The organism is Nonomuraea pusilla, assembly GCF_900109355.1.
Lineage (GTDB): Bacteria > Actinomycetota > Actinomycetes > Streptosporangiales > Streptosporangiaceae > Nonomuraea > Nonomuraea pusilla.
In genome coordinates this window covers 376,394-394,611 of sequence record NZ_FOBF01000003.1, presented here as the reverse complement: position 1 = coordinate 394,611, position 18,218 = coordinate 376,394, and the positions used below count along the sequence as shown (strand labels likewise).

Sequence of the window (18,218 nt, the reverse complement as noted above, 5' to 3'; positions counted from 1 at the left end):
TGGTGCTCCAGAGCCCATCTTTACGCCACGGGGTTACCGATGCAAGACTTTTCTTCGTTTACAGATGCGAATCGCATCTGCACGTGCAGACGATCAAGGAGTGGCGAGTGAGCGTGGAAGGTGCGGAGGGGAAGCTCCTCGGCCACACACCGGGAAGCCCCACGGTGCTGCGGATCCTGCTGGGCACGCAGCTCCGCCGGCTCCGCACGGAGCAGGGTATCTCCCGGGAGGACGCCGGGTACGCCATTCGCGCCTCCCACGCCAAGATCAGCCGGCTGGAGCTCGGCCAGGTCAGCTTCAAGCAGCGCGACGTCGCCGACCTGCTCACCCTCTACGGCGTCACCGACCCCGCCGATCGCGGGCCCCTCCTCGCCCTGGCCGAGCAGGCCAACGCCCCCGGGTGGTGGCACAAGTACCACGACCTGCTGCCGGGCTGGTTCGAGGTGTACATCGGCCTGGAGGGGGCGGCGTCCGGCATCCGCACCTACGAGAACCAGTTCGTCCCCGGGCTGCTCCAGACCCCGGCGTACGCCAGGGCCGTGATCGAGCTCGCGCACGACAAGGCGCCCGGCGTCGAACTCGACCGCCGGGTGGCGCTGCGCACGGCGCGGCAGCGGCGGCTGGAGGAGGGGCTGTCGCTGTGGGCGGTGATCGACGAGGCGGTGCTGCGCCGCGCGCTCGGCGGGCCCGACGTCATGCGTGAGCAGGTCGGCCACCTGCTCGACGTCACCGGCGAGCACAACGTCACGATCCAGGTGATGCCGTTCGACCGGGGCGGGCACGCGGCGGCCGGAGGGTCGTTCAGCGTCCTGCGCTTCCCCGAGCCCGACCTGCCCGACGTCGTCTACATGGAGCAGCTCACCAGCGCCCTGTACCTCGACAAGCCGGCCGAGTCGGAGCACTACGCGCGCGTCATGGACCGCCTGAGCGTCCAGGCGGAGGAGCCCAAGGCCAGCAGGCGGTTCCTGGAGCGCCTGCGTTCCGCATGACCTGCGGATATCCCTGTGATCCACTGCATATCGGATTTTTGGCTGTCCGCTATATGGGGGTGAACGTGCTGCCGTATTGTCGGCTGCATCGGCGGATGCACGTGCATCCGCAAGCGCACTAGGAGCTGACCCATGCACGAGTTCCGCAACGGAACCCCGGCCGGCAGCCTGCCCGTCGTCTGGCGCAAGAGCAGGCGGAGCAATCCCAACGGCAACTGCGTCGAGGTGGCCGCCCTGCCCACCGGCGAGATCGCCATGCGCAACTCCCGCCACCCCGAAGGCCCCGCGCTGGTGTACACGCGGGCCGAGATCACCGCGTTCGTGCTCGGGGCGAAGGACGGCGAGTTCGACGACATGATCGTCTGATCCCGCCGCGTGAGCCCGGGGGCGAGGGCCGCTCGGTCCCTCGCCCCCGCGGCGCGCCTAGCGGTAGACCCGGTGGTCGGCCTGCAGGCCCCGGGTCAGGCGGATGGTGATGAACTCGTTGTCGTCCGGCTTGCCCGGAGTGCGGCCGTTGGAGAACGGGAAGTTGTTGTCGTCCAGCAGGCCCAGCGTGTGGTCGTCGAGGATGATGACGTCCTCGATGGTCTGGAACGGGAACCTGAACGTGCCGGAGGCGCCGCCGAGCCCCTTGGGGTCGGCGAGGTCGAGCAGGTCGGCCACGAGCGTCTTGTCCAGCGCGCCGTCGCCGTCCCTGTCGCGGGTGTCGGCCAGGTAGACCCGCTTGACCTTGGCGGCGTCGCCCTGCAGGTTGTCGCGCTCGATGACGAGGAAGCGGTGGCGGTCCACCGCGATCATGTCGCCGATGGCGTGCGACGGGTCGTCGAGCCGGTAGGTCCAGCGCCGCCCGGTGTAGGCCCGCGTGCGCAGGTCGAACTCCTGCATGCGCAGCGTGCCCGCCGGGTCGCCGCTGACCGTGCCCTCCAGCAGCGGGTAGAGCGTGCGGCCGTCCACCGACCTGGCCATGCCCTCGAAGCCCTTGCTGCTGCCCAGGTTCGGCTGGGCGCCCTTCAGGCCCGGGTTCTCGGGCGCGCGCACGCCCGGCAGCTCGATCGGCGCCTCCAGCAGGCGGCCCTGCTCGTCGGCGTGCAGCAGGAACGGGCCGAACTCGTCGCCGAACCAGTACGTGCCGTCCAGGTCGCGCACGATCGACTCGACGTCGAAGTCGGAGCCCGTCAGCGTGCGGTCGGCGCGCGTCAGCGGGAACGGGACGAAGCCCTTCGGGTCGGACAGGTTGAAGCCGCCGAGCACCCGGACCGTCCTCGCCGAGAAGTCCGGCTTCACCTGGTGGACGCGCAGCAGGAAGTCGGAGCTGTTGGCCTTGTTGCCGAAGCCGTTGTCGGACAGCACGTCGAAGCTGCCGTCGCCGCGGCGGGCGATGCCGCTGAAGCCCTGCACCGGCTGCCCGGGGAAGGGCGGGGTGATCCCGTTGACGGGCGCGGAGCCCAGCTTCGAGCCGGACGGCTCGCTGCCGGGGACGTACGTCTGCGCGGGCAGCGCGGCGAAGCCCGTCAGGGTGGCGCGGCCGAACGAGCCGTGGCCCGAGCGGGCGGCGCCCGGGTCGTCAGCGGCGGCGGGGGCCGCGACGGCGCCGAGCGCCACCGCGGCGGCGCACATCAGGATGGTGATGCGTTTCATGCGGGGCACGTTAGGGGCCCCACATGACGGGATTCCGAACGCGAGGCGACGCCCGGTGACCATCGAGGCAGGACGTACCGAACGCGCCCGACGCGCCGGACGCGTTTTGTGCCGGACGCGCCCGACGCGCCCGACGCGCCCGACGCGCCCGACGTGCTGGACGTGCCCCGTGCGGGACGTGCCGGACATGTCGGACGTGCTGGACGTGCTGGACGTGCCCGAAAAAACGGAAACCACCCGGCGAGGGTGGCCGGGTGGCGGCTTGACCTGGGCCTGATCAGGCAGTTGTCCCGACCGGGTTCACCGGGGCCTGGGCATGGAACGCCAGGCTCCGGCTCATCGGGACAACTGCGTGATCACGCGATGGTCGTTGGGAGGCCGGGTGTCAGGCGGCGGAGATGCCGGCGCTGGCGGCGCGGCGCATGCGACGGCGACGCTCGGAGGCGCGCTCGTCCTCGTTCAGACCGCCCCACGTGCCGTACTTCTCGGGACGGGACAGCGCGTAGTCAAGGCACTCGTTGCGGACCGGGCACTGGGCGCAGATCGCCTTGGCCTTCCGCTCACGTACGTCACGCTCGGGCTGCCGCTCCCCGTCGGGGCCGAAGAAGAGCACGAGGTCCTCACCCCGGCACGCGGCATCATCCTGCCAACCCCAGCTGGGGCGGGGGCGGGTGAGCTGCCGACGTACCTGAGACATGAGAAAACCACCTTCGTGAGAGGTATTTCGGAATTTGAGCCGCATTGGACGCTTTGGGCGTCACTGTTCCAACGCAAGAACAGGCCGTGGTGTTCCCTGCTCAGGCGAGAGCGGGCGTGGCGTACCGCACAGGCGTGAGCCTGTCCAGCGAAACCAGCCGGTAGGTGGCGATCGTCTCGGCGCAAGCCGCGCCACACGGCGCTTGGAACGCCGATGGCTCGATCACAACCTGGACCCGGACGTCGCCGCAGCGCACGATGGCTTCGGTGACGTCGCCGTCCGACCTGGAGGATTCCACGGCCACTGCGCCGATCGAACGCTCTCCCGTATGGGCTCGGGCGAAGTGCTCTACGGCCTGCATTGGCTCAGGGATGCCTGCGCGCCCCCGGTAGCGGTCGAGAATGATCTCGCCCGACCGGTACGCGTTAGCCGCTGCCAGTGCAGCAGCCTGAGACATGCTGCCGTAGAAAATTCCGTGTGGCAAGCACACGAGGTTGGCGGCGTAGCGATCGCCGCCTACGTGTGACGTTTCCCACACTCTCCCGGGCACGGATTCGGCCAGCGAGCGAGCGAGGGGTAGTCCAATGCGGGCGCAGCACGCATTGCGCTTGGCGTGCGTGCAGACCAGAAATACCGGCTCGTCTTCAAGTATGCAGGACTCGGGGACCACTCCGGCCACCAGCGCGTCGAGGTCAAGATCGTCGGGACCTGCGACGACGCCGCTCGCCAGCCAGGGGCTTCGGCCCGTGCCGTACGCCACTAGCACACGGACACCCTCGCCCCGCGTGCGGGTGCGCCGTCCCGGACGGCGGATGAGCTGGGGCCTGATACCGCGTTCGCGCGCCCTGCGCAGGAGTTCCGAGATTTCTTCAGGAAGCCCGGAGTTTTCGAGCCGCTCCGGCCACGGGCCCGCGTACTCGACGAGCAGCCAGAGCCTGGCGCCGACGGTGGCGCTGGCGAGGGTGGGCACCACGCCGGTGTGGCACCCGTCCGGATGCTCGCATCCTTTCCTCACGATGTCCCCCTCCCCGATGCTTAGGTAAGACTAACCTAACGGTTTGGGGAGGCGATCAGGGGGCGTTCCCGTCCAGCACCTCCCTCGCCTCCGGCAGGGCCAGGACCTCCCGGACGGCGGGCAGCGCCCGGTCGCGGTCCGCGGCCACCAGGCCGATCCTCGTGCGGCGGTCCAGCAGGTCGCCCTCGTCGAGCGCGCCCTCGTGCCGCACCGACCACAGCAGCTCGCCCCGCGCGACGCCCGGCGCGACCTCCTCCGGATGCGCCTCGACCAGGTCCAGGACGGCGGCGGCCTCGCTCCCGTACCGCTCGGCCAGGCGGCGCGGCACACCCTCGGGCTGGGGACCCGCGCCCACCAGGGGCGTGCGGCGGGTGCGGCAGCGGCCCGCCCGCAGGCCCGCCAGCGCGACCGCGCGGTCCACGGCGTCCTCCGCCATCCGCCGGTACGTCGTCAGCTTCCCGCCCACCACCGTCACCACGCCGGCCTCGCAGAGCACCGCGTGCCTCCGGGAGAGGTCGGCCGTCCGGCCGTCGGCCGCCAGGAGGGGCCTGAGGCCCGCGTACGCGCCCGCGACCGCCTCTCTGGTCACCGGAGTCTCAAGCACCCCGTTCAGCACCTCCAGGAGCGCTCTGACGTCCTCCTCGGGCGCCTCGGGGACGTCGGGCACCGGGCCCTCCACGGGCTCGTCGGTGAGCCCGACGTGGATCCGCCCGTCCTGCTGGGGCAGGACGAGCGCGAACCTGTTGGTCTCACCCGGGATCGGCAGGTGCATCCCGGCGACGAGGCCGGGCAGTGTCCCCGGCGCGAGCACGAGGTGCGTGCCGCGTGACGGCCGCAGCCGCACCGACGGATCGAGCCCGCCCGCCCACACGCCGGTGGCGTTGACCACGGCCCTCGCCCTGATCTCGAACTCCTCGCCGGTCAGCTCGTCCCGGACCCGGGCGCCGCCCGGCGACAGCTCCAGCGCGCGGCAGCGGGTCAGCACCCGGGCGCCGTGCGCGGCCGCCGTCCGCGCGACGGCCAGGACCAGGCGGGCGTCGTCCAGCAGGCGGCCGTCCCAGGACAGCAGGCCGCCACGCAGGCCGCGCGCGGCGAGCACCGGGGCGAGCGTGCGCGTCCTGGCCGCGCTCAGCGGCGACGGCCCCGGCAGCAGGCGGCGCGGCGTGCGCGCGGCGGCGCGCAGCCCGTCGCCCAGGCGGTAGCCGGTCATGACGAGTGCCGCCTGCCCGCGTGCCACGTCGGGGGTCAGCGGGAGCAGGTAGGGGTGGGCGCGGACCAGGTGCGGCGCGGTGGTCCTGAGCAGGATGCCCCGCTCGACGGCGCTCTCGTACGCGACGTCCACCTGGCCCTTGGCGAGGTAGCGCAGGCCGCCGTGGACCATCTTGGAACTCCAGCGCGACGTGCCGAAGGCGATGTCCCGGGCCTCGATCGCGGCCACGCTCAGCCCTCGGGACGCGGCGTCCAGCGCGGCGCCCGCCCCGGTGGCGCCGAGCCCGACGACGAGCACGTCCACGCGTCCGCCGGTGACCTCGGCCAGCTCGCGCGATCTCCTGCGGGCGTTGAGCGAGCTGTCGGGGGGAGGGGGCGAGCTAGCCAAGGTAGGCCTCCAGCAGGGCGGTGAGCTCGGCGTCGAGCTGGTCCATGGTGACGGGGCCGGACGAGGCGGCGGCGTCCGGGGCGGTGGCGTCCGGGGCGGTGGCGTCCGGGCCGAGCGTGGTGACGGGGCCGGCCGTGATCGACGGGTCGGGTGGCGGGGCGGGGTCGAGCATGGTGGGGGCGGACAGCAGGAACGACTGGGCCACGAGCAACACCGCCCTGGCCCTGCGCCGGTCGCCGACCGCGGGTTCGAGCACGGCGAGCACCGCCTCGTGCGTGGCGCCCCTGCGGTCGAGCAGGTAGGGGACGAGCAGCTCGGGGTCGGCCTCGACGATCTTGCGCAGCAGCGGGTGCGCGCGCAGCCTGCGCACGCCCTCCACGATCGCCCGCACCGGGTCGGACGTGTCCAGCTCCGCCACCACCCGCACCCACTCCCGGGTCATGAGGTCGGCGACGAGGGTGCGCACGTCGGGCCAGCGCCGGTAGATCGTCATCCGCGACACGCCGGCGCGGCGGGCCACGTCGGTGAGTGTCGTCCTGCGCACCCCGTAGGCCAGCACGCATTCCCGGGCAGCGTCCAGAACGCGCTCATTGTGACGATTCGACGTCATGTGTCACAGTGTACGCGTGGCTAGTGAACCGATGCTCTGGTCGGGCTGGGGCGACCCCGCCAAGGCCCGCGAGCTGCCCGAGGAGATCCGCGTCCTCCTGCACGACCTGCTGGGCGTGCGCGCGCCGCAGGCCCCCGCCGCCGCGCTGGAGTCCGTACGGGTCCCGCCGGTCGCCCTCTCCGGCGCGCATCTCGACGCGCTCGGCCGCGCCGTCGGCCCCGAGCACGTCCTGACCTCGCACGAGGCACGCGTCAGGCACACGCGCGGCAAGTCCACGCCCGACCTGCTGCGGATGCGCGCGGGCGACGGCTCCGACGCGCCCGACGCCGTCGTGCTCCCCGGCTCCCACGACGAGGTCGCCGAGCTGCTGCGGCTGTGCTCAGCCGAGCGCGTCGCCGTCGTGCCCTTCGGCGGCGGCACCTCCGTCGTCGGCGGGCTCGCGGCCTCCCGCGAGGGCTTCGCCGGGGTCGTCGCCCTCGACCTGTCCAGGCTCGACCGCCTGCTCGCCGTGGACGAGGAGTCGATGCTCGCCACCTTCGAGCCGGGCGTGCGCGCCCCCGAGGCCGAGCGGCTGCTCGCCGCGCGCGGCCTGACGCTCGGGCACTTCCCCCAGTCCTTCGAGTACGCCTCCCTCGGCGGCTTCGCCGCGGCCCGCTCGAGCGGCCAGGCCTCGGCCGGCTACGGCCGCTTCGACGACATGGTGATGGGGCTCACCGTCGCCACCCCCGCGGGGACTCTCGACCTCGGCCGCGCCCCCAGGTCGGCGGCCGGGCCCGACCTGCGCCAGCTCGTCCTCGGCTCGGAGGGGGCGTTCGGCGTCATCACGGCGCTGCGGCTGCGGGTGCGCCGCGCCCCCGCCGAGCGCGTGTACGAGGGCTGGCGCTTCGCCTCCTTCGCCGAGGGGACGGCCGCCGTGCGCGCGCTCGCCCAGGAGGGGCCGCTCCCGACCGTGCTCAGGCTCTCCGACGAGACCGAGACCATGATCGGCCTGGCCCGTCCCGACGCCATCGGGCAGGGCGGCTCCGGCTGTCTCGTGATCAGCGGGTACGAGGGCGACGCGGTGGCGGAGCGCAGGGCCGCGGCCTCCGCGGTGCTCCGCCGCGCGGGGGGCGAGCCGCTGGGGACGGGGCCGGGGCAGGCGTGGGAGCACGGCCGGTTCTCCGCGCCGTACCTGCGCGACTCGCTCCTCGCCGCCGGCGCCACCGTCGAGACGCTGGAGACCGCCGGCTTCTGGTCGAACCTGCCCCGCCTGTACGACGCCGTCAGGCTCGCCCTGCTCGGCGCGCTGGGCTCCCCGCTCGTCATGTGCCACGTCTCGCACGTGTACGAGACCGGCGCCTCGCTGTACTTCACCGTCGTCACCCCGCAGGAGGGCGACCCGGTGGAGCAGTGGGAGCGGGCCAAGCGGCAGGTCAGCGCCGCCGTCGTCGAGGCGGGCGGCACGGTCAGCCACCACCACGGGGTCGGCAGGGACCACAGGGAGGCGTACGCGCGCGAGATCGGACCGGCGGGCGTGGGCGTGCTGCGCGCCGTCAAGGCGGGACTGGACCCGGCGGGCGTGCTCAACCCGGGCGTCCTCATCCCCTGACGGGGCAGAATCCCCTGAAAGGGCCGGCTCCCCGGCAGGGCCGGAGGGTGCGTCAGCCTTGGGTCGTGCCGGTCGGGCGCGGCGGGTTCGGGCGCTGGGGTCGGGCGCTGGGGTCGGGCGCCGCGTCAGCCGGGGTCGAGCCGGTCGGCCTCGGCCGAGAAGGCGGCGGCCTCGCTGAAGCGGTTGAGCGCCTCCAGGGCCTCGACCAGGCAGTACAGCGACACGGCGAGCGGCGCGCCGCCCGTGGCCCTGGTCAGGGCGACCGCCTCCTGCGCCATGGGCAGCGCCTCCGTGGCCTGCCCGCGGCGCAGCAGGAGCGTCGCCGTGGTGCGCAGGCAGCGTGCCAGCAGCACGCCGTACGTGCCGGGATCGCGCTCGGCCATCGCGCGGCTCAGCGCGACCGCCTCGTACGCCCTTCTGATCCCTCCGCCGCCCCAGCGGGACTGGGCGTAGGCGAGCAGGCCCTCGACGGCCTCCACCGGAGTGGTGCCCGGACGGGTCGCGTCGTCGGAGCCATTGCGGGCCATGCAAGCTCCCCTCGCGGTAATAGGCAACCGCTTGCTTGGGGGGCGACCTTACACCATGGAGCACCATCAGTGTCCCCCGCTGTACGGAGAGTTCCGTGCGCGCCGGAGGAAGATCGCGGTAAAGATGTGGTCATGGTGGACGTGGCGGCCGAACGCGCAATGGGACATAAGGGGCAGTCATCAAGGACCTCGAAGGCCGGGGCAGGCTGGGCCTGCTCGGAAACCGGGACGTTCGCGCAGCTCAGACCCAATGGCCGAGGATTCAGCTGGTTGAATTTACGCACTCTTTGGCTGTCTAGGAACGAGGTCGTCGCCGCGCTGTTCGGCGATCCTTCCGGCGCGGTGAGGACGCGGTGGGCGCGGGCACAGCTCGACCGCGGCGCGGATCCCGACTTTCGCATCGATCAGCGTCTCGGCGGGCATTTCAGTTTTCTCCTGCTCGGCGACACAGGAGAGGGTGACGCGTCGCAATATGCCGTCGTTCCCGGAATGCTGAAAGCCGGGCACGGCACCTCTTTCGCGATCATCGCCAGTGACGTCGTCTATCCGGCCGGATCGGGAAACGAGTACGGCGACAAGTTCTTCCGTCCGTACAAGGACTACGACGCCCCCATCTACGCGATCCCCGGCAACCACGACTGGTACGACGGGCTCAGCGGCTTCATGCGGGTCTTCTGCGACGCGCCGGGCCTGCCGCCGAAGCCCGACCGCGGGCTGCGCGGGCTGCTGTGGCGCAGGCCCGACACCATCGACGAGGCACGGCTCGCCGCCGCCCGCGAGCTACGCGGCAAGCCGTCGCAGCGGGCCGCGCAGCCGGGGTCGTACTGGGTGGTCGAGAGCGAGAGCCTGCTGATCGTCGGCGTCGACACCGGCATCAGGAACGTCATCGACAAGGACCAGACCGCCTGGCTGCGCCGCGTCTCCCTCGACCCCCGCCCCAAGATCCTCGTCACCGGCAAGCCCATCTACGTCGGCAACGCCTACAAGCCGTCGGAGCTGGAGGAAGGCGGCACGATCGACGACATCGTGCGCGACCCGGCGCACCGGTACGTCGCCGCCATCGGCGGAGACGTGCACAACTACCAGCGCTACCCGGTCAAGGTGGGCGACCGCGTCATCCAGTACGTCGTCTCCGGCGGAGGCGGGGCGTTCATGCACGCCACCCACACCATCCGCAGGGTGGACGTGGCCGGCGTGGACGAGGACGACTTCCGCTGCTACCCGCTGCGCGGCGACTCGCTGTCCTTCTATAGCCAGCTCTACGCCCGCCGCCTGCGCATGAAGTGGATCTACCTGACGCCCGACGAGGCGGCCTGCGTCACCTCCAAGCAGGTGGGCAACCAGCCCGTACGGCCCCTCGACGGCCCCGTACGGGTCACCCGCAGGATGCGCTGGGCGGCGCGGCTGCTCGGCGCCTGGCCGTGGCCGATGCGGCTGCCCGTGGAGAAGGTGTTCCAGCGCCACCTGTCGGAGGTGTCGGACTGGGACCATCCGCCGTTCTTCAAGCAGTTCCTGCACATCTCGGTCACCCCGCAGGAGCTGACGCTGCGCTGCCTCGCCGCCACCGGCTGCCTCCCCCAGGAACAGGAGCCCCCCGTGGAGGACGAGGTGAGCATCACCTTGTCGTAGGCGTCTGGCAGCCTGGGGGCGTGCATGTCGTGGTGGCGGGAGACACGGTTCTCCCCGTGGGGGAGCGGCCCAGGCGGGTGGCCGACCTGGCGGCCGCCGTCCGCGAGCTGGAGGCCCGCCGGCCCCGGTGGGTGTGGGCCGACACCCGCGACACCTACCCCGGGCTGCTGCGCGCGGGCGTGCGGGTGTCGCGCTGCCACGACGTCGCGCTCACCGAGGCCCTGCTGCTCGCCCGCGAGGGGCGCTTCGGCGAGCCGCGCTCGGCCAGGGCCGCGCACGCCAGGCTGCACGGCCTGCCCGTGCCCGACGACGAGCCCGGCGCGCCCGACACCCTGTTCCCTCCCGAGTCGCTCGGCGCCGAGCAGATGGCCGAGGTGCTGGCCGGGCAGCTCGCGCGCATCGAGGCGCTGCCCGAGCCGGGGCGGTTCCGCCTCCTGGCCGCCGCCGAGTCCGCGGGCGCGCTGATCGCCGCCGAGATGAGCCACGACGGCATGCCGTGGCGCGAGGACGTCCACGACGCCCTGCTGACCGAGCTGCTCGGCCCGCGGCCGGTCCACGGCATGCGCCCGGCCAAGCTGCAGGCGCTGGCCCACGAGGTGAGCGCCGCCTTCGGGCATCCGGTCAACCCCGACTCGGTGCAGCAGCTCGTCAAGGCGTTCAAGCAGGCCGGGGTGTCCCTGAGCAGCACGCGTTCGTGGGAGCTGAAGCGTGTGGAGCATCCGGCCGTCGCGCCGCTGCTCGCGTACAAGGAGCTGGCCAGGCTGTTCAGCTTCCACGGCTGGACATGGGCCGACCAGTGGGTGCGCGGCGGGCGCTTCCGCCCCGAGTACGTCGTGGGCGGCGTGGTGTCGGGCCGGTGGGCCACCAGCGGGGGAGGGGCGCTGCAGATCCCCAAGGTGATGCGCAGGGTCGTGGTGGCCGACGAGGGGCACACGCTCGTCGTCGCCGACGCCGCCCAGCTGGAGCCCCGGGTGCTGGCCGCCATGGCGGGCGACGTCGGGCTGGCCAGGGCGGCGGGCGAGATCGACCTGTACTCCGCGCTCGCCCAGGCGTTCGGCGGCGACCGCGACCACGCCAAGATCGCCATGCTGTCGGCCATGTACGGCGGCACCAGCGGCGACGCGCCCAAGCTGCTGGCGATCATGCGGCAGCGCTTCCCGAAGGCGTACCAGTTCGTCGAGGACGCCGCCAAGGCGGGGGAGGAGGGGCGGCTCGTGCGGTCGTGGCTGGGCCGTACCAGCCCGCCGCCGTCGTCCCGGTGGAAGGAGCTGGTGTCGGGGCCGGAGGGCGGGCGGGCCGCGCGCGACAGGGGCAGGTTCACCCGCAACTTCGTGGTGCAGGCCACGGCCGCCGAGTGGGCGCTCGCCATGATGGCGGTGCTGCGCGGGCTGCTGCCCGAGGGGGCCGCGCTGGTGTTCTTCCAGCACGACGAGGTGATGGTGCACTGCGGGCTCGACCAGGCGGAGGAGGTGGGTGCGGCGGTCGCGTCGGCCGCCGCGCAGGCCACGAGGCTGCTGTTCGGGGCCACGCCGGTACGCATCCCCATGGAGGCAGTGGCCGTCGCCTCGTACGCCGACGCGAAGTGAGCCCCCGGGGTCAGGCTGGGGTGCGGTGCCAGGTGATCGAGAGCCAGAGCCCGGCGGCGGTCACCATGAGGCCCACGCCCAGCCCGAGCGCGCCGAACGACAGCCGTCCCACCACGGCGCCGGCCACGATCGTGCCGGTGGCGCCGCAGACGTTCATGAGCAGGTCCGACAGGCCCTGCACGGCGGGCCGCCGGTCGATCGGCACCGACTCCGTCACCAGCGCCGAGCCCGCCACCAGCCCGCACGACCAGCCGATCCCGAGCAGCACGAGCGCCGCCGTGACCTGCCAGACCCGGTGCCCGGCGGTGGCGGCGAGCATGGCGGCCGCGAGCAGCACGGCCATGCCGAGCACGAGCACCGGCACCTTGCCCGCCTTGTCGGCCAGCCAGCCGACGACCGGCGACAGCACGTACATGCCGGCGATGTGCAGGCTGATCACCAGGCCGATGACCTTCAGGTCCGAGCCGTCGTGGTGGAGCTTGACGGGGGTCATCGACATGACCGACACCATCGCCGTGTGGCTCACCGCGATCATGACCAGTGCCGTGCGGGCCATCGGGGTGGTGCGCAGCGTCTGGAAGGCGGTCCTGACCGTGCGGTTGCGTCCGGGTCCGCGGTCCTCGGTGCCGTGCAGCTCGCGGGCCAGTTTGAGCGGGTCGGGACGCAGTCCGGCGATGACGATCGCGAGGGCCGCGGCGAAGGCCAGCGCGGCGAACGCGAACGGACCGGCCTTGTCGGCCAGTCCGAGGCTCCTGCCCAGCTCGTCGGCGGGCTGGGCGAGGTTCGGCCCCGCGACGGAGCCCACGGTCGAGGCCCAGACGACGAGCGACAGGTGCCTGGCCGAGTGGTCGCGCGGCGACAGGTCGGTGGCGGAGTACCGCGCGGCCAGGCCGCCCGCGCTCCCGCCGCCCACCAGCACCAGCCCGGCCAGGAGCAGCGGCCAGGAGCCCAGGCTGATCGCGGTGACCGAGACCACGCAGCCCGCGAGCGCCGCGAGGTAGGCCAGGGCGAGCCCGGCTCTGCGCCCGCCGCTGCCCGACGCCTTGGCCGCGGGCAGGGCCAGCAGTGCCGCGCCGAGCACCGTGGCCGTTCCCGCGAACCCGCTGATGACCGTCGATCCCGACAGCTCGTCCACGACGACGGAGCTGAGCGCCAGCCCCACGGCGACCCCCACGCCTCCCATGATCTGGGTGGCCGACAGGACGCCGAGGGTGCGGCGCTGGATGGAGCGGATGCGGTCAGTGGGGAGGAGGGCAGGCTCGGTGGGGGTGCTGGTCACCCGTGAAGTCTCCCATAACACCCAACAGTGCCCCAAAGGGTCATTTAATCGGGAAAGCTCGCTTATCTGAAGATTCTTCCTGGGTGGGGCGGGCGGCCCCGGCTCACAGGACGGTCACGGGGTCGCCCACGGCGATCCGGCCCGGCGTGTCCGGGATCAGGTTGATGCCGAACCACACCTTGCCGTCCCACTTGCGGTGCCTGGACAGCGTCCTGATCGGCTCCTTGCCCTTCCGGTACGTCGCGGTGTCGACCGTGGTCATCACGCAGCGGTCGCAGCCCTTGGTCACCCGGAAGTCCACCCCGCCGATGCGCACCCGCTTCCACTCGTCCTCGGCGAAGGCCGCGCCGCCCTCGACCACCACGTTCGGACGGAACCTGCTCATGGGCAGCGGCGCCGGCGCCTCCTCGCCGTGCTCGGCGGCCGTCTGCGCCACCCATTCGTTGAGCAGCGCCAGCGACGTGGCGGACGCCAGCAGCAGCGGGTAGCCGTCGGCCAGGCTCACGCGGTCCTCGGGCCGGCCGTACACCGGGTTGACCGGGCGGCGGGTCGGGTCGTCCAGCCAGTGCAGGCGGGCCGGGCGGCCGAGCAGCGCCGACAGCCACGCGGCGGCGTCGTCGCCGCAGTCGGTGACCTCCACAGGAGTGCCCCACACGGTGACCGTGGACCTGCCCGTGCCCGGCGTGACGCGCAGCGGCGCCGCGTGCGGGCGGGTCAGGGTGAGGGCGTCGCCGTCGAGCTCGGCCACGCAGGACAGCAACAGGGGCTGCTCGCGGGCGGTGATCAGCTCGCCGCGCTCGTCGGTGACGAGGTAGCGCCGGTCCCCGGCGAGCCCCCAGGGGTGTACCTCGGCCTCTTGGACGTCGTGCCCGGCGGTGGATTTGACGGGGAAGAAATGGATGCTCGCCAGCCTCATGCGAGGACCGTACCTCACGGCCGGCCGGCCGCCTCGGGGCGGCCGGGGCCCGCATGGAAGGCCCCGCGGGCCTGGCCATGCGCCGCCAGGGCCACCGAGCCGAGGGCGGCGACGCCGAGCGCCGCCCCGATCCAGGCCACGGACGGGTAGCCGAGGCCCGCGTCGATGGCGGCCCCGCCGAGCCATGGCCCGACGGTGATGCCCACGTTGAAGGACGCCACGTTCATCGCTGCGGCGAACGTGGGAGCCCCCTTGGCCAGGGCGAACACCCGGGTGTTGAGCGCCGGGTTGGTGGCGAAGCCGAACGCGCCGAGCAGCCCGACGAGCGGCACGGCCGCCGCGGCGACCCCGGCGGTGAGGGCCAGCGCCGCCGAGGTGACGACGAGCCCGGCGACGCCGGCGTACAGCAGGGGGAAGGGGCGGGCGTCGGCGACCCGGCCGCCGACGGTGATGCCGGCCAGCGCGCCGACGCCGTACAGGCCGAGGACGGCGGGGACCCAGGCGGCGTCCAGGCCGGTGGTCTCGACGAGCATCGCGCTGAGGTAGCTGAACGACACCAGCAGGGCGGACGTGGCCAGCGCGGTCATCAGGCAGGACAGCCACAGCCTGGCGTCGGCCAGCGCGCGCAGTTCGCCCGCGAGGCTCGGGGAGTCCCCCTCGGGGCGTCCGCCGGGGATCGTGGCGAGCACTCCGGCCGCGGCCAGCGCCGACAGCGCGGCCACCGCCCAGAACGCCGCCCGCCAGCCCAGGTGCTGCCCGATGAACGTGCCGGCCGACAGCCCGACGATGGTGGCCACGGTGAGCCCGCCCGCGACGACGCTCATGGCCCTGGCCCTGGCGGTGACGGGCACCAGGCCGATCGCGGTGGCCGCGGCCACGGCCCAGAACCCGGCGTACACGAAGGCGCCGACGACGCGGGTGGCGAACACGACGGCGTAGCTGGACGTCAGGGCGCCCGCGACGTGCGAGAGCGCGAAGACCGCCATGAAGGAGAGCAGCGCGGTGCGGCGTGGCAGGCGCAGGGTGGCGGCGGCGAGCACGGGCGCGCCGACCAGCATGCCGATCGCGAACGCCGAGATCAGCAGGCCCGCCTCCGGGATGGAGACGTGCAGGTCGGCGGCCATCTCCGGGACCAGTCCCGCGAGCATGAGCTCGGACGTGCCCTGGGCGAAGATCGCCAGCCCGAGGACGTACACGGCAGGCGGCATCATGGGTCTCCTCTAGTTTTAGATCAATCGGTTCAAAACAAGGGCATGGAGAAGCGGGGAAGGGCGTGAAAGGGCTGGAGGGGGGCGGGGGCGGAGCGGAAGGGCTAGAGCGGCAAGAGTGGCTGAGGGGCTTTAGTGGTCAAAGGGTCCGTAAGGGATGGAGGGGCGGAAGGGTTGGGCCGGGAGTGGCTAGAGGGCGGTGAGGGCGGTTGAGGCGATCGCCTCAAGGGCTTCGCGGTCCGCGCCGCCGCGCCGCGCCACCCGCATGCCGCTGACCGTCGCGATGACGAACTGGGCCAGCGCGACCGGGTCCCTGTCCGCGCCGATCTCGCCGCGCGCCCGCCCCCTCTCGAACGCGGCGCGCAGCAGCCGCAGCCGCGCCTCCGTGTCGCGGCGCAGCACCTCGGCGATCTCGGGGTCGCGCGGCCCGAGCTCGACCAGCGTGTTGACGACCAGGCACCCGGCCGGGTCGCCCGGGTCGGGCTCGACCGCGTACCACAGCAGGGTGCGCATCTTCTCCCTGACCGGGAGGTCCGACTCCATCAGCTCGGCCAGCCCGGCGTTCTTCTGCTCCATGTAGCGGCGCAGCGCCCTGCCGAACAGGTCGCGCTTGCTGTCGAAGGTGTTGTAGACGCTGCTGCGGCCGAGGCCGGTGGCCGCGCACAGGTCCTGGGTCGAGGTGGCCTCGTAGCCGGCCGCCCAGAACGCGCGCATGGCCGCCTCGACCGCGCGGTCCTCGTCGAACTGCCTGGGTCGCGCCATGCCCCGACGCTAGCAGTTTTGGAACGATCAGTGCAATTCACTGCGTCTGGCGGAACGTGTCCAGGAAGACCTTGCGGGCCTGCGCCTGGTCGTCCCACTTCAGCTCCGGCATGTCGAACGTGATCGTGAACGCCGTCCTGTCGTCCACCGTGACGTACCGGGTCAGCGCGTGCATCGGCACGCCCTGCGAGGTCGTGTAGGTGTACTCCCAGTCGGCGGCCTTCCAGCCGCGGTAGCGCGTGCCCTGGAGCTGCACCTGGATGTAGCCCTCGACGCCGCCGTCCGCCTCCCTGCGGGTCAGCTCCGCCACCCCGCCGTCGGCCTGGGGCGAGGCGGGCTGGACGACGATCCTGATGCCGGAGTCCTTCGGGCCGGTGAACGTCGCCTCGCCGCCCGACGCCGACGCCTTCCAGCCCGCGGGGACGGCCGCCGCGAAGCCCGGCTGCGTGTGCTCCTTGTACCCGTCGGGCACCGGCGACGGCTTCGCGGCGGCCGTCGCGGTCTCCGCCGCCGTGGCCTGTGACGCGGCACCGGGTCCTGGCTCGCCGGAGCCTCCTGACAGGAACACGACCGCCGCGCCCGCCACGGCGGCGACCGCGGCCAGGCCGCTCGCGATCAGGAGGGGGGTGGGTCGCCCGTCACGCAGCCACGCGCCGCCGGAGTCCTCGGCGCGGCGCCTGCTCCTGCCGGTGCGGGGCTGGCCGGGCGCGGGCTGGTCGTGGCGCGGCGCCGTGCCGGGCAGCGCGGCCAGGCGGCTGCGGCCGATCTCTTGCGAGAGGTCCCGCTCCTGGTCGCGCAGGTCGTCGGCCGACGCGAGGGGCCACGGCCGGTCGGCCAGCGCCTTGCTGTCGCTGGTCAGCGGCAGGATCGGCTGGGGCCGCCTGGCGCCGGGCGGGTCGTCGAGGTCGTCGTCGTACGGGCTGGACGGCGTCTCCATGCGCTGCGGCCCCGACGGGCCGCCGAACAGGTCGGGCGCCGGGATCCGGTCGGTGCGCACCCCTGCCGAGGGGCTGCCGAGCGGGTCGTACGTCCCTGCCTGAGCGCCTGACGGGCCGCCGAGCGGGTCGTACGCCCCGGCTCGGGCGCCGGGAGGGCCGCCCAGGGGGTCGTGGCCGCCCGACGGGCCGTCGAGCGGGTCGTACGGGATCCTGACCGGGCCCGACGGGGTCTCGATGATGCGTGACGGCATCGGCCCCGACGGCGTGTCGAACGGCGGCAGCATCGCGTCGGGAACCGGCCCCGGAGCACCCGGCCCCGCCTGCCCCGCCGGCGTCTCCTGGAGCCGCGGCCGCATCGAGCCGTGGGCGCTCAGCACCTGCTCCAGCAGCTCGCTCACCTGCGCGGCGGTCAGCCGCTCCGCCGGGTTCTTGCGCAGCAGCCCCTCGATGACCGGCAGCAGCGCCCCAGCCCGCTGCGGCCTGACCGGCTCCTGCGTGAGCACCGCGCCGAGCACCGCGATCGCGTCGGGCCCCTCGTACGGCGGCCGTCCCTCGACGGCGGCGTACAGCGTGGCGCCGAACGACCAGAGGTCGGCCGCGTGGGTGATGGCCTGCCCGGACAGCCGCTCGGGCGGCACGTACGCGGGCGAGCCCATGAGCAGCCCGGTCTGCGTGATCGTCACGTCGCCCTCGATGGCGGCGATGCCGAAGTCGGTGAGCACCACGCGGTCGGCGGTGAGCAGCACGTTGCCCGGTTTGACGTCGCGGTGCAGGATGCCGGCGGCGTGCGCGTGCCTGAGTGCGTCGAGCACCCTGATGCCGATCTCGGCCACCTGGATCACCGGCAGCGGCCCGCTCTGCCGCAGGGCCTGCTCCAGCGACCAGGCCCGGACGAGCTCCATGACGATCCAGGGCCGGCCGTCCTCCTCGACCACGTCGTGGACGGTCACGATGCCGGGGTGCGTGAGCCGCGCCGCCGACCGGGCCTCGCGCAGCATGCGCCGGTGCGCCGCCTGCTTGCCGGCGTGGTCGAGGCCGAACGGCAGGATCAGCTCCTTGACCGCGACGTCCCTGTCGAGCAGCACGTCGTGCGCGTGCCAGACCATGCCCATGCCGCCCCTGCCGACCGGCGACATCAGCCGGTACCGCCGGCCGATCAGCCGGCCCTGGCTCTGCTGGGCCTCCCCTGCGTGGCCGGGTCCGCTGAGCAAGCGGTCGGCTGCCATTGTCCCGCCCCCA

17 protein-coding genes are annotated in these 18,218 nt (G+C 73.2%); 5 read left to right on the top strand and 12 right to left on the bottom strand.

Going from position 1 to position 18,218, the window contains the following annotated elements; all coding sequences use genetic code 11:
* Nucleotides 1-107: 107 nt before the first annotated feature.
* Nucleotides 108-989 (top strand): helix-turn-helix domain-containing protein, encoded by an 882-nt coding sequence (locus tag BMX74_RS07775; protein WP_055505887.1) that lies wholly within the window; start codon nt 108-110, stop codon nt 987-989.
* Nucleotides 990-1,121: 132 nt separating this feature from the next.
* Entirely contained in the window at nt 1,122-1,355 is a 234-nt protein-coding gene (locus BMX74_RS07770) for a DUF397 domain-containing protein (RefSeq protein ID WP_091099262.1), read from the top strand.
* A gap of 57 nt (nt 1,356-1,412) precedes the next feature.
* Here BMX74_RS07770 and BMX74_RS07765 read toward each other — a convergent pair whose 3' ends face one another.
* From BMX74_RS07765 to BMX74_RS07745, 5 genes are all read right to left on the bottom strand, one after another.
* A complete protein-coding gene (locus BMX74_RS07765) occupies nt 1,413-2,627 on the bottom strand; it encodes an esterase-like activity of phytase family protein (protein ID WP_091099260.1) in 1,215 nt (404 codons plus the stop codon).
* Nucleotides 2,628-3,012: 385 nt separating this feature from the next.
* Nucleotides 3,013-3,324 carry a WhiB family transcriptional regulator gene (locus BMX74_RS07760; protein WP_082535301.1) on the bottom strand — a complete coding sequence of 104 codons (312 nt, stop codon included), beginning with the start codon at nt 3,322-3,324 and terminating at the stop codon, nt 3,013-3,015.
* A 100-nt stretch (nt 3,325-3,424) separates the two neighbouring features.
* The gene (locus tag BMX74_RS07755) at nt 3,425-4,294 is read right to left on the bottom strand and encodes a sucrase ferredoxin (RefSeq protein ID WP_256256824.1); all 870 of its coding nucleotides are present in this window, start codon (nt 4,292-4,294) and stop codon (nt 3,425-3,427) included.
* 100 nt (nt 4,295-4,394) lie between these two features.
* Entirely contained in the window at nt 4,395-5,936 is a 1,542-nt protein-coding gene (locus BMX74_RS07750) for a glycerol-3-phosphate dehydrogenase/oxidase (protein WP_091099254.1), read from the bottom strand.
* Entirely contained in the window at nt 5,929-6,546 is a 618-nt protein-coding gene (locus tag BMX74_RS07745) for a TetR/AcrR family transcriptional regulator (protein WP_091099252.1), read from the bottom strand. The genes BMX74_RS07750 and BMX74_RS07745 overlap by 8 nt, the downstream gene beginning before the upstream one ends.
* Before the next feature lie 31 nt (nt 6,547-6,577).
* Between BMX74_RS07745 and BMX74_RS07740 the strand changes: the two genes are divergently transcribed.
* Complete coding sequence (locus tag BMX74_RS07740) at nt 6,578-8,134, top strand: FAD-binding oxidoreductase (protein ID WP_091099250.1); 1,557 nt, start codon at nt 6,578-6,580, stop codon at nt 8,132-8,134.
* Between the two features lie 125 nt (nt 8,135-8,259).
* Here the strand turns inward: BMX74_RS07740 and BMX74_RS07735 are convergent, their stop codons facing one another.
* Both BMX74_RS07735 and BMX74_RS45445 read right to left on the bottom strand, forming a co-directional pair.
* Complete coding sequence (locus BMX74_RS07735; protein WP_091099247.1) at nt 8,260-8,661, bottom strand: hypothetical protein; 402 nt, start codon at nt 8,659-8,661, stop codon at nt 8,260-8,262.
* Nucleotides 8,662-8,937: 276 nt separating this feature from the next.
* Nucleotides 8,938-9,168, bottom strand: coding sequence for a hypothetical protein (locus BMX74_RS45445; protein ID WP_236714995.1), 231 nt, complete (start codon nt 9,166-9,168; stop codon nt 8,938-8,940).
* On the opposite strand from BMX74_RS45445, the gene BMX74_RS07730 reads away from it, so the two are divergent.
* Nucleotides 9,061-10,290 carry a metallophosphoesterase family protein gene (locus BMX74_RS07730; protein ID WP_256256842.1) on the top strand — a complete coding sequence of 410 codons (1,230 nt, stop codon included), beginning with the start codon at nt 9,061-9,063 and terminating at the stop codon, nt 10,288-10,290. The two genes, BMX74_RS45445 and BMX74_RS07730, sit on opposite strands and share 108 nt — an antisense overlap.
* Before the next feature lie 20 nt (nt 10,291-10,310).
* Nucleotides 10,311-11,876, top strand: coding sequence for a bifunctional 3'-5' exonuclease/DNA polymerase (locus BMX74_RS07725; RefSeq protein ID WP_256256823.1), 1,566 nt, complete (start codon nt 10,311-10,313; stop codon nt 11,874-11,876).
* 10 nt (nt 11,877-11,886) lie between these two features.
* On the opposite strand, the gene BMX74_RS07720 is transcribed toward BMX74_RS07725, so the two are convergent.
* The 5 genes from BMX74_RS07720 to BMX74_RS43895 form a co-directional block, all read right to left on the bottom strand.
* Nucleotides 11,887-13,155, bottom strand: a complete 1,269-nt coding sequence (locus tag BMX74_RS07720) for an MFS transporter (RefSeq protein WP_256256822.1) — start codon at nt 13,153-13,155, stop codon at nt 11,887-11,889.
* Nucleotides 13,156-13,258: 103 nt separating this feature from the next.
* On the bottom strand, nt 13,259-14,071 hold the full coding sequence (locus BMX74_RS07715; RefSeq protein ID WP_091099245.1) for an MOSC domain-containing protein: 813 nt from the start codon (nt 14,069-14,071) through the stop codon (nt 13,259-13,261).
* 14 nt (nt 14,072-14,085) lie between these two features.
* Nucleotides 14,086-15,282, bottom strand: a complete 1,197-nt coding sequence (locus tag BMX74_RS07710; RefSeq protein ID WP_256256821.1) for a Cmx/CmrA family chloramphenicol efflux MFS transporter — start codon at nt 15,280-15,282, stop codon at nt 14,086-14,088.
* 186 nt (nt 15,283-15,468) lie between these two features.
* Complete coding sequence (locus BMX74_RS07705) at nt 15,469-16,041, bottom strand: TetR/AcrR family transcriptional regulator (RefSeq protein WP_091099243.1); 573 nt, start codon at nt 16,039-16,041, stop codon at nt 15,469-15,471.
* Between the two features lie 37 nt (nt 16,042-16,078).
* Nucleotides 16,079-18,205 (bottom strand): serine/threonine-protein kinase, encoded by a 2,127-nt coding sequence (locus tag BMX74_RS43895; RefSeq protein WP_177227275.1) that lies wholly within the window; start codon nt 18,203-18,205, stop codon nt 16,079-16,081.
* Between the last annotated feature and the right edge of the window lie 13 nt (nt 18,206-18,218).

Excerpts from the sequence above, each read along its gene's own strand:
- BMX74_RS07770 (WP_091099262.1), top strand. The coding sequence starts at position 1,122 with ATGCACGAGTTCCGCAACGGAACCCCGGCCGGCAGCCTGCCCGTCGTC.
- BMX74_RS07765 (WP_091099260.1), bottom strand. The coding sequence starts at position 2,627 with ATGAAACGCATCACCATCCTGATGTGCGCCGCCGCGGTGGCGCTCGGC.
- BMX74_RS07760 (WP_082535301.1), bottom strand. The coding sequence starts at position 3,324 with ATGTCTCAGGTACGTCGGCAGCTCACCCGCCCCCGCCCCAGCTGGGGT.
- BMX74_RS07745 (WP_091099252.1), bottom strand. The coding sequence starts at position 6,546 with ATGACGTCGAATCGTCACAATGAGCGCGTTCTGGACGCTGCCCGGGAA.
- BMX74_RS07740 (WP_091099250.1), top strand. The coding sequence starts at position 6,578 with ATGCTCTGGTCGGGCTGGGGCGACCCCGCCAAGGCCCGCGAGCTGCCC.
- BMX74_RS07735 (WP_091099247.1), bottom strand. The coding sequence starts at position 8,661 with ATGGCCCGCAATGGCTCCGACGACGCGACCCGTCCGGGCACCACTCCG.
- BMX74_RS07715 (WP_091099245.1), bottom strand. The coding sequence starts at position 14,071 with ATGAGGCTGGCGAGCATCCATTTCTTCCCCGTCAAATCCACCGCCGGG.
- BMX74_RS07710 (WP_256256821.1), bottom strand. The coding sequence starts at position 15,282 with ATGATGCCGCCTGCCGTGTACGTCCTCGGGCTGGCGATCTTCGCCCAG.
- BMX74_RS07705 (WP_091099243.1), bottom strand. The coding sequence starts at position 16,041 with ATGGCGCGACCCAGGCAGTTCGACGAGGACCGCGCGGTCGAGGCGGCC.
- BMX74_RS43895 (WP_177227275.1), bottom strand. The coding sequence starts at position 18,205 with ATGGCAGCCGACCGCTTGCTCAGCGGACCCGGCCACGCAGGGGAGGCC.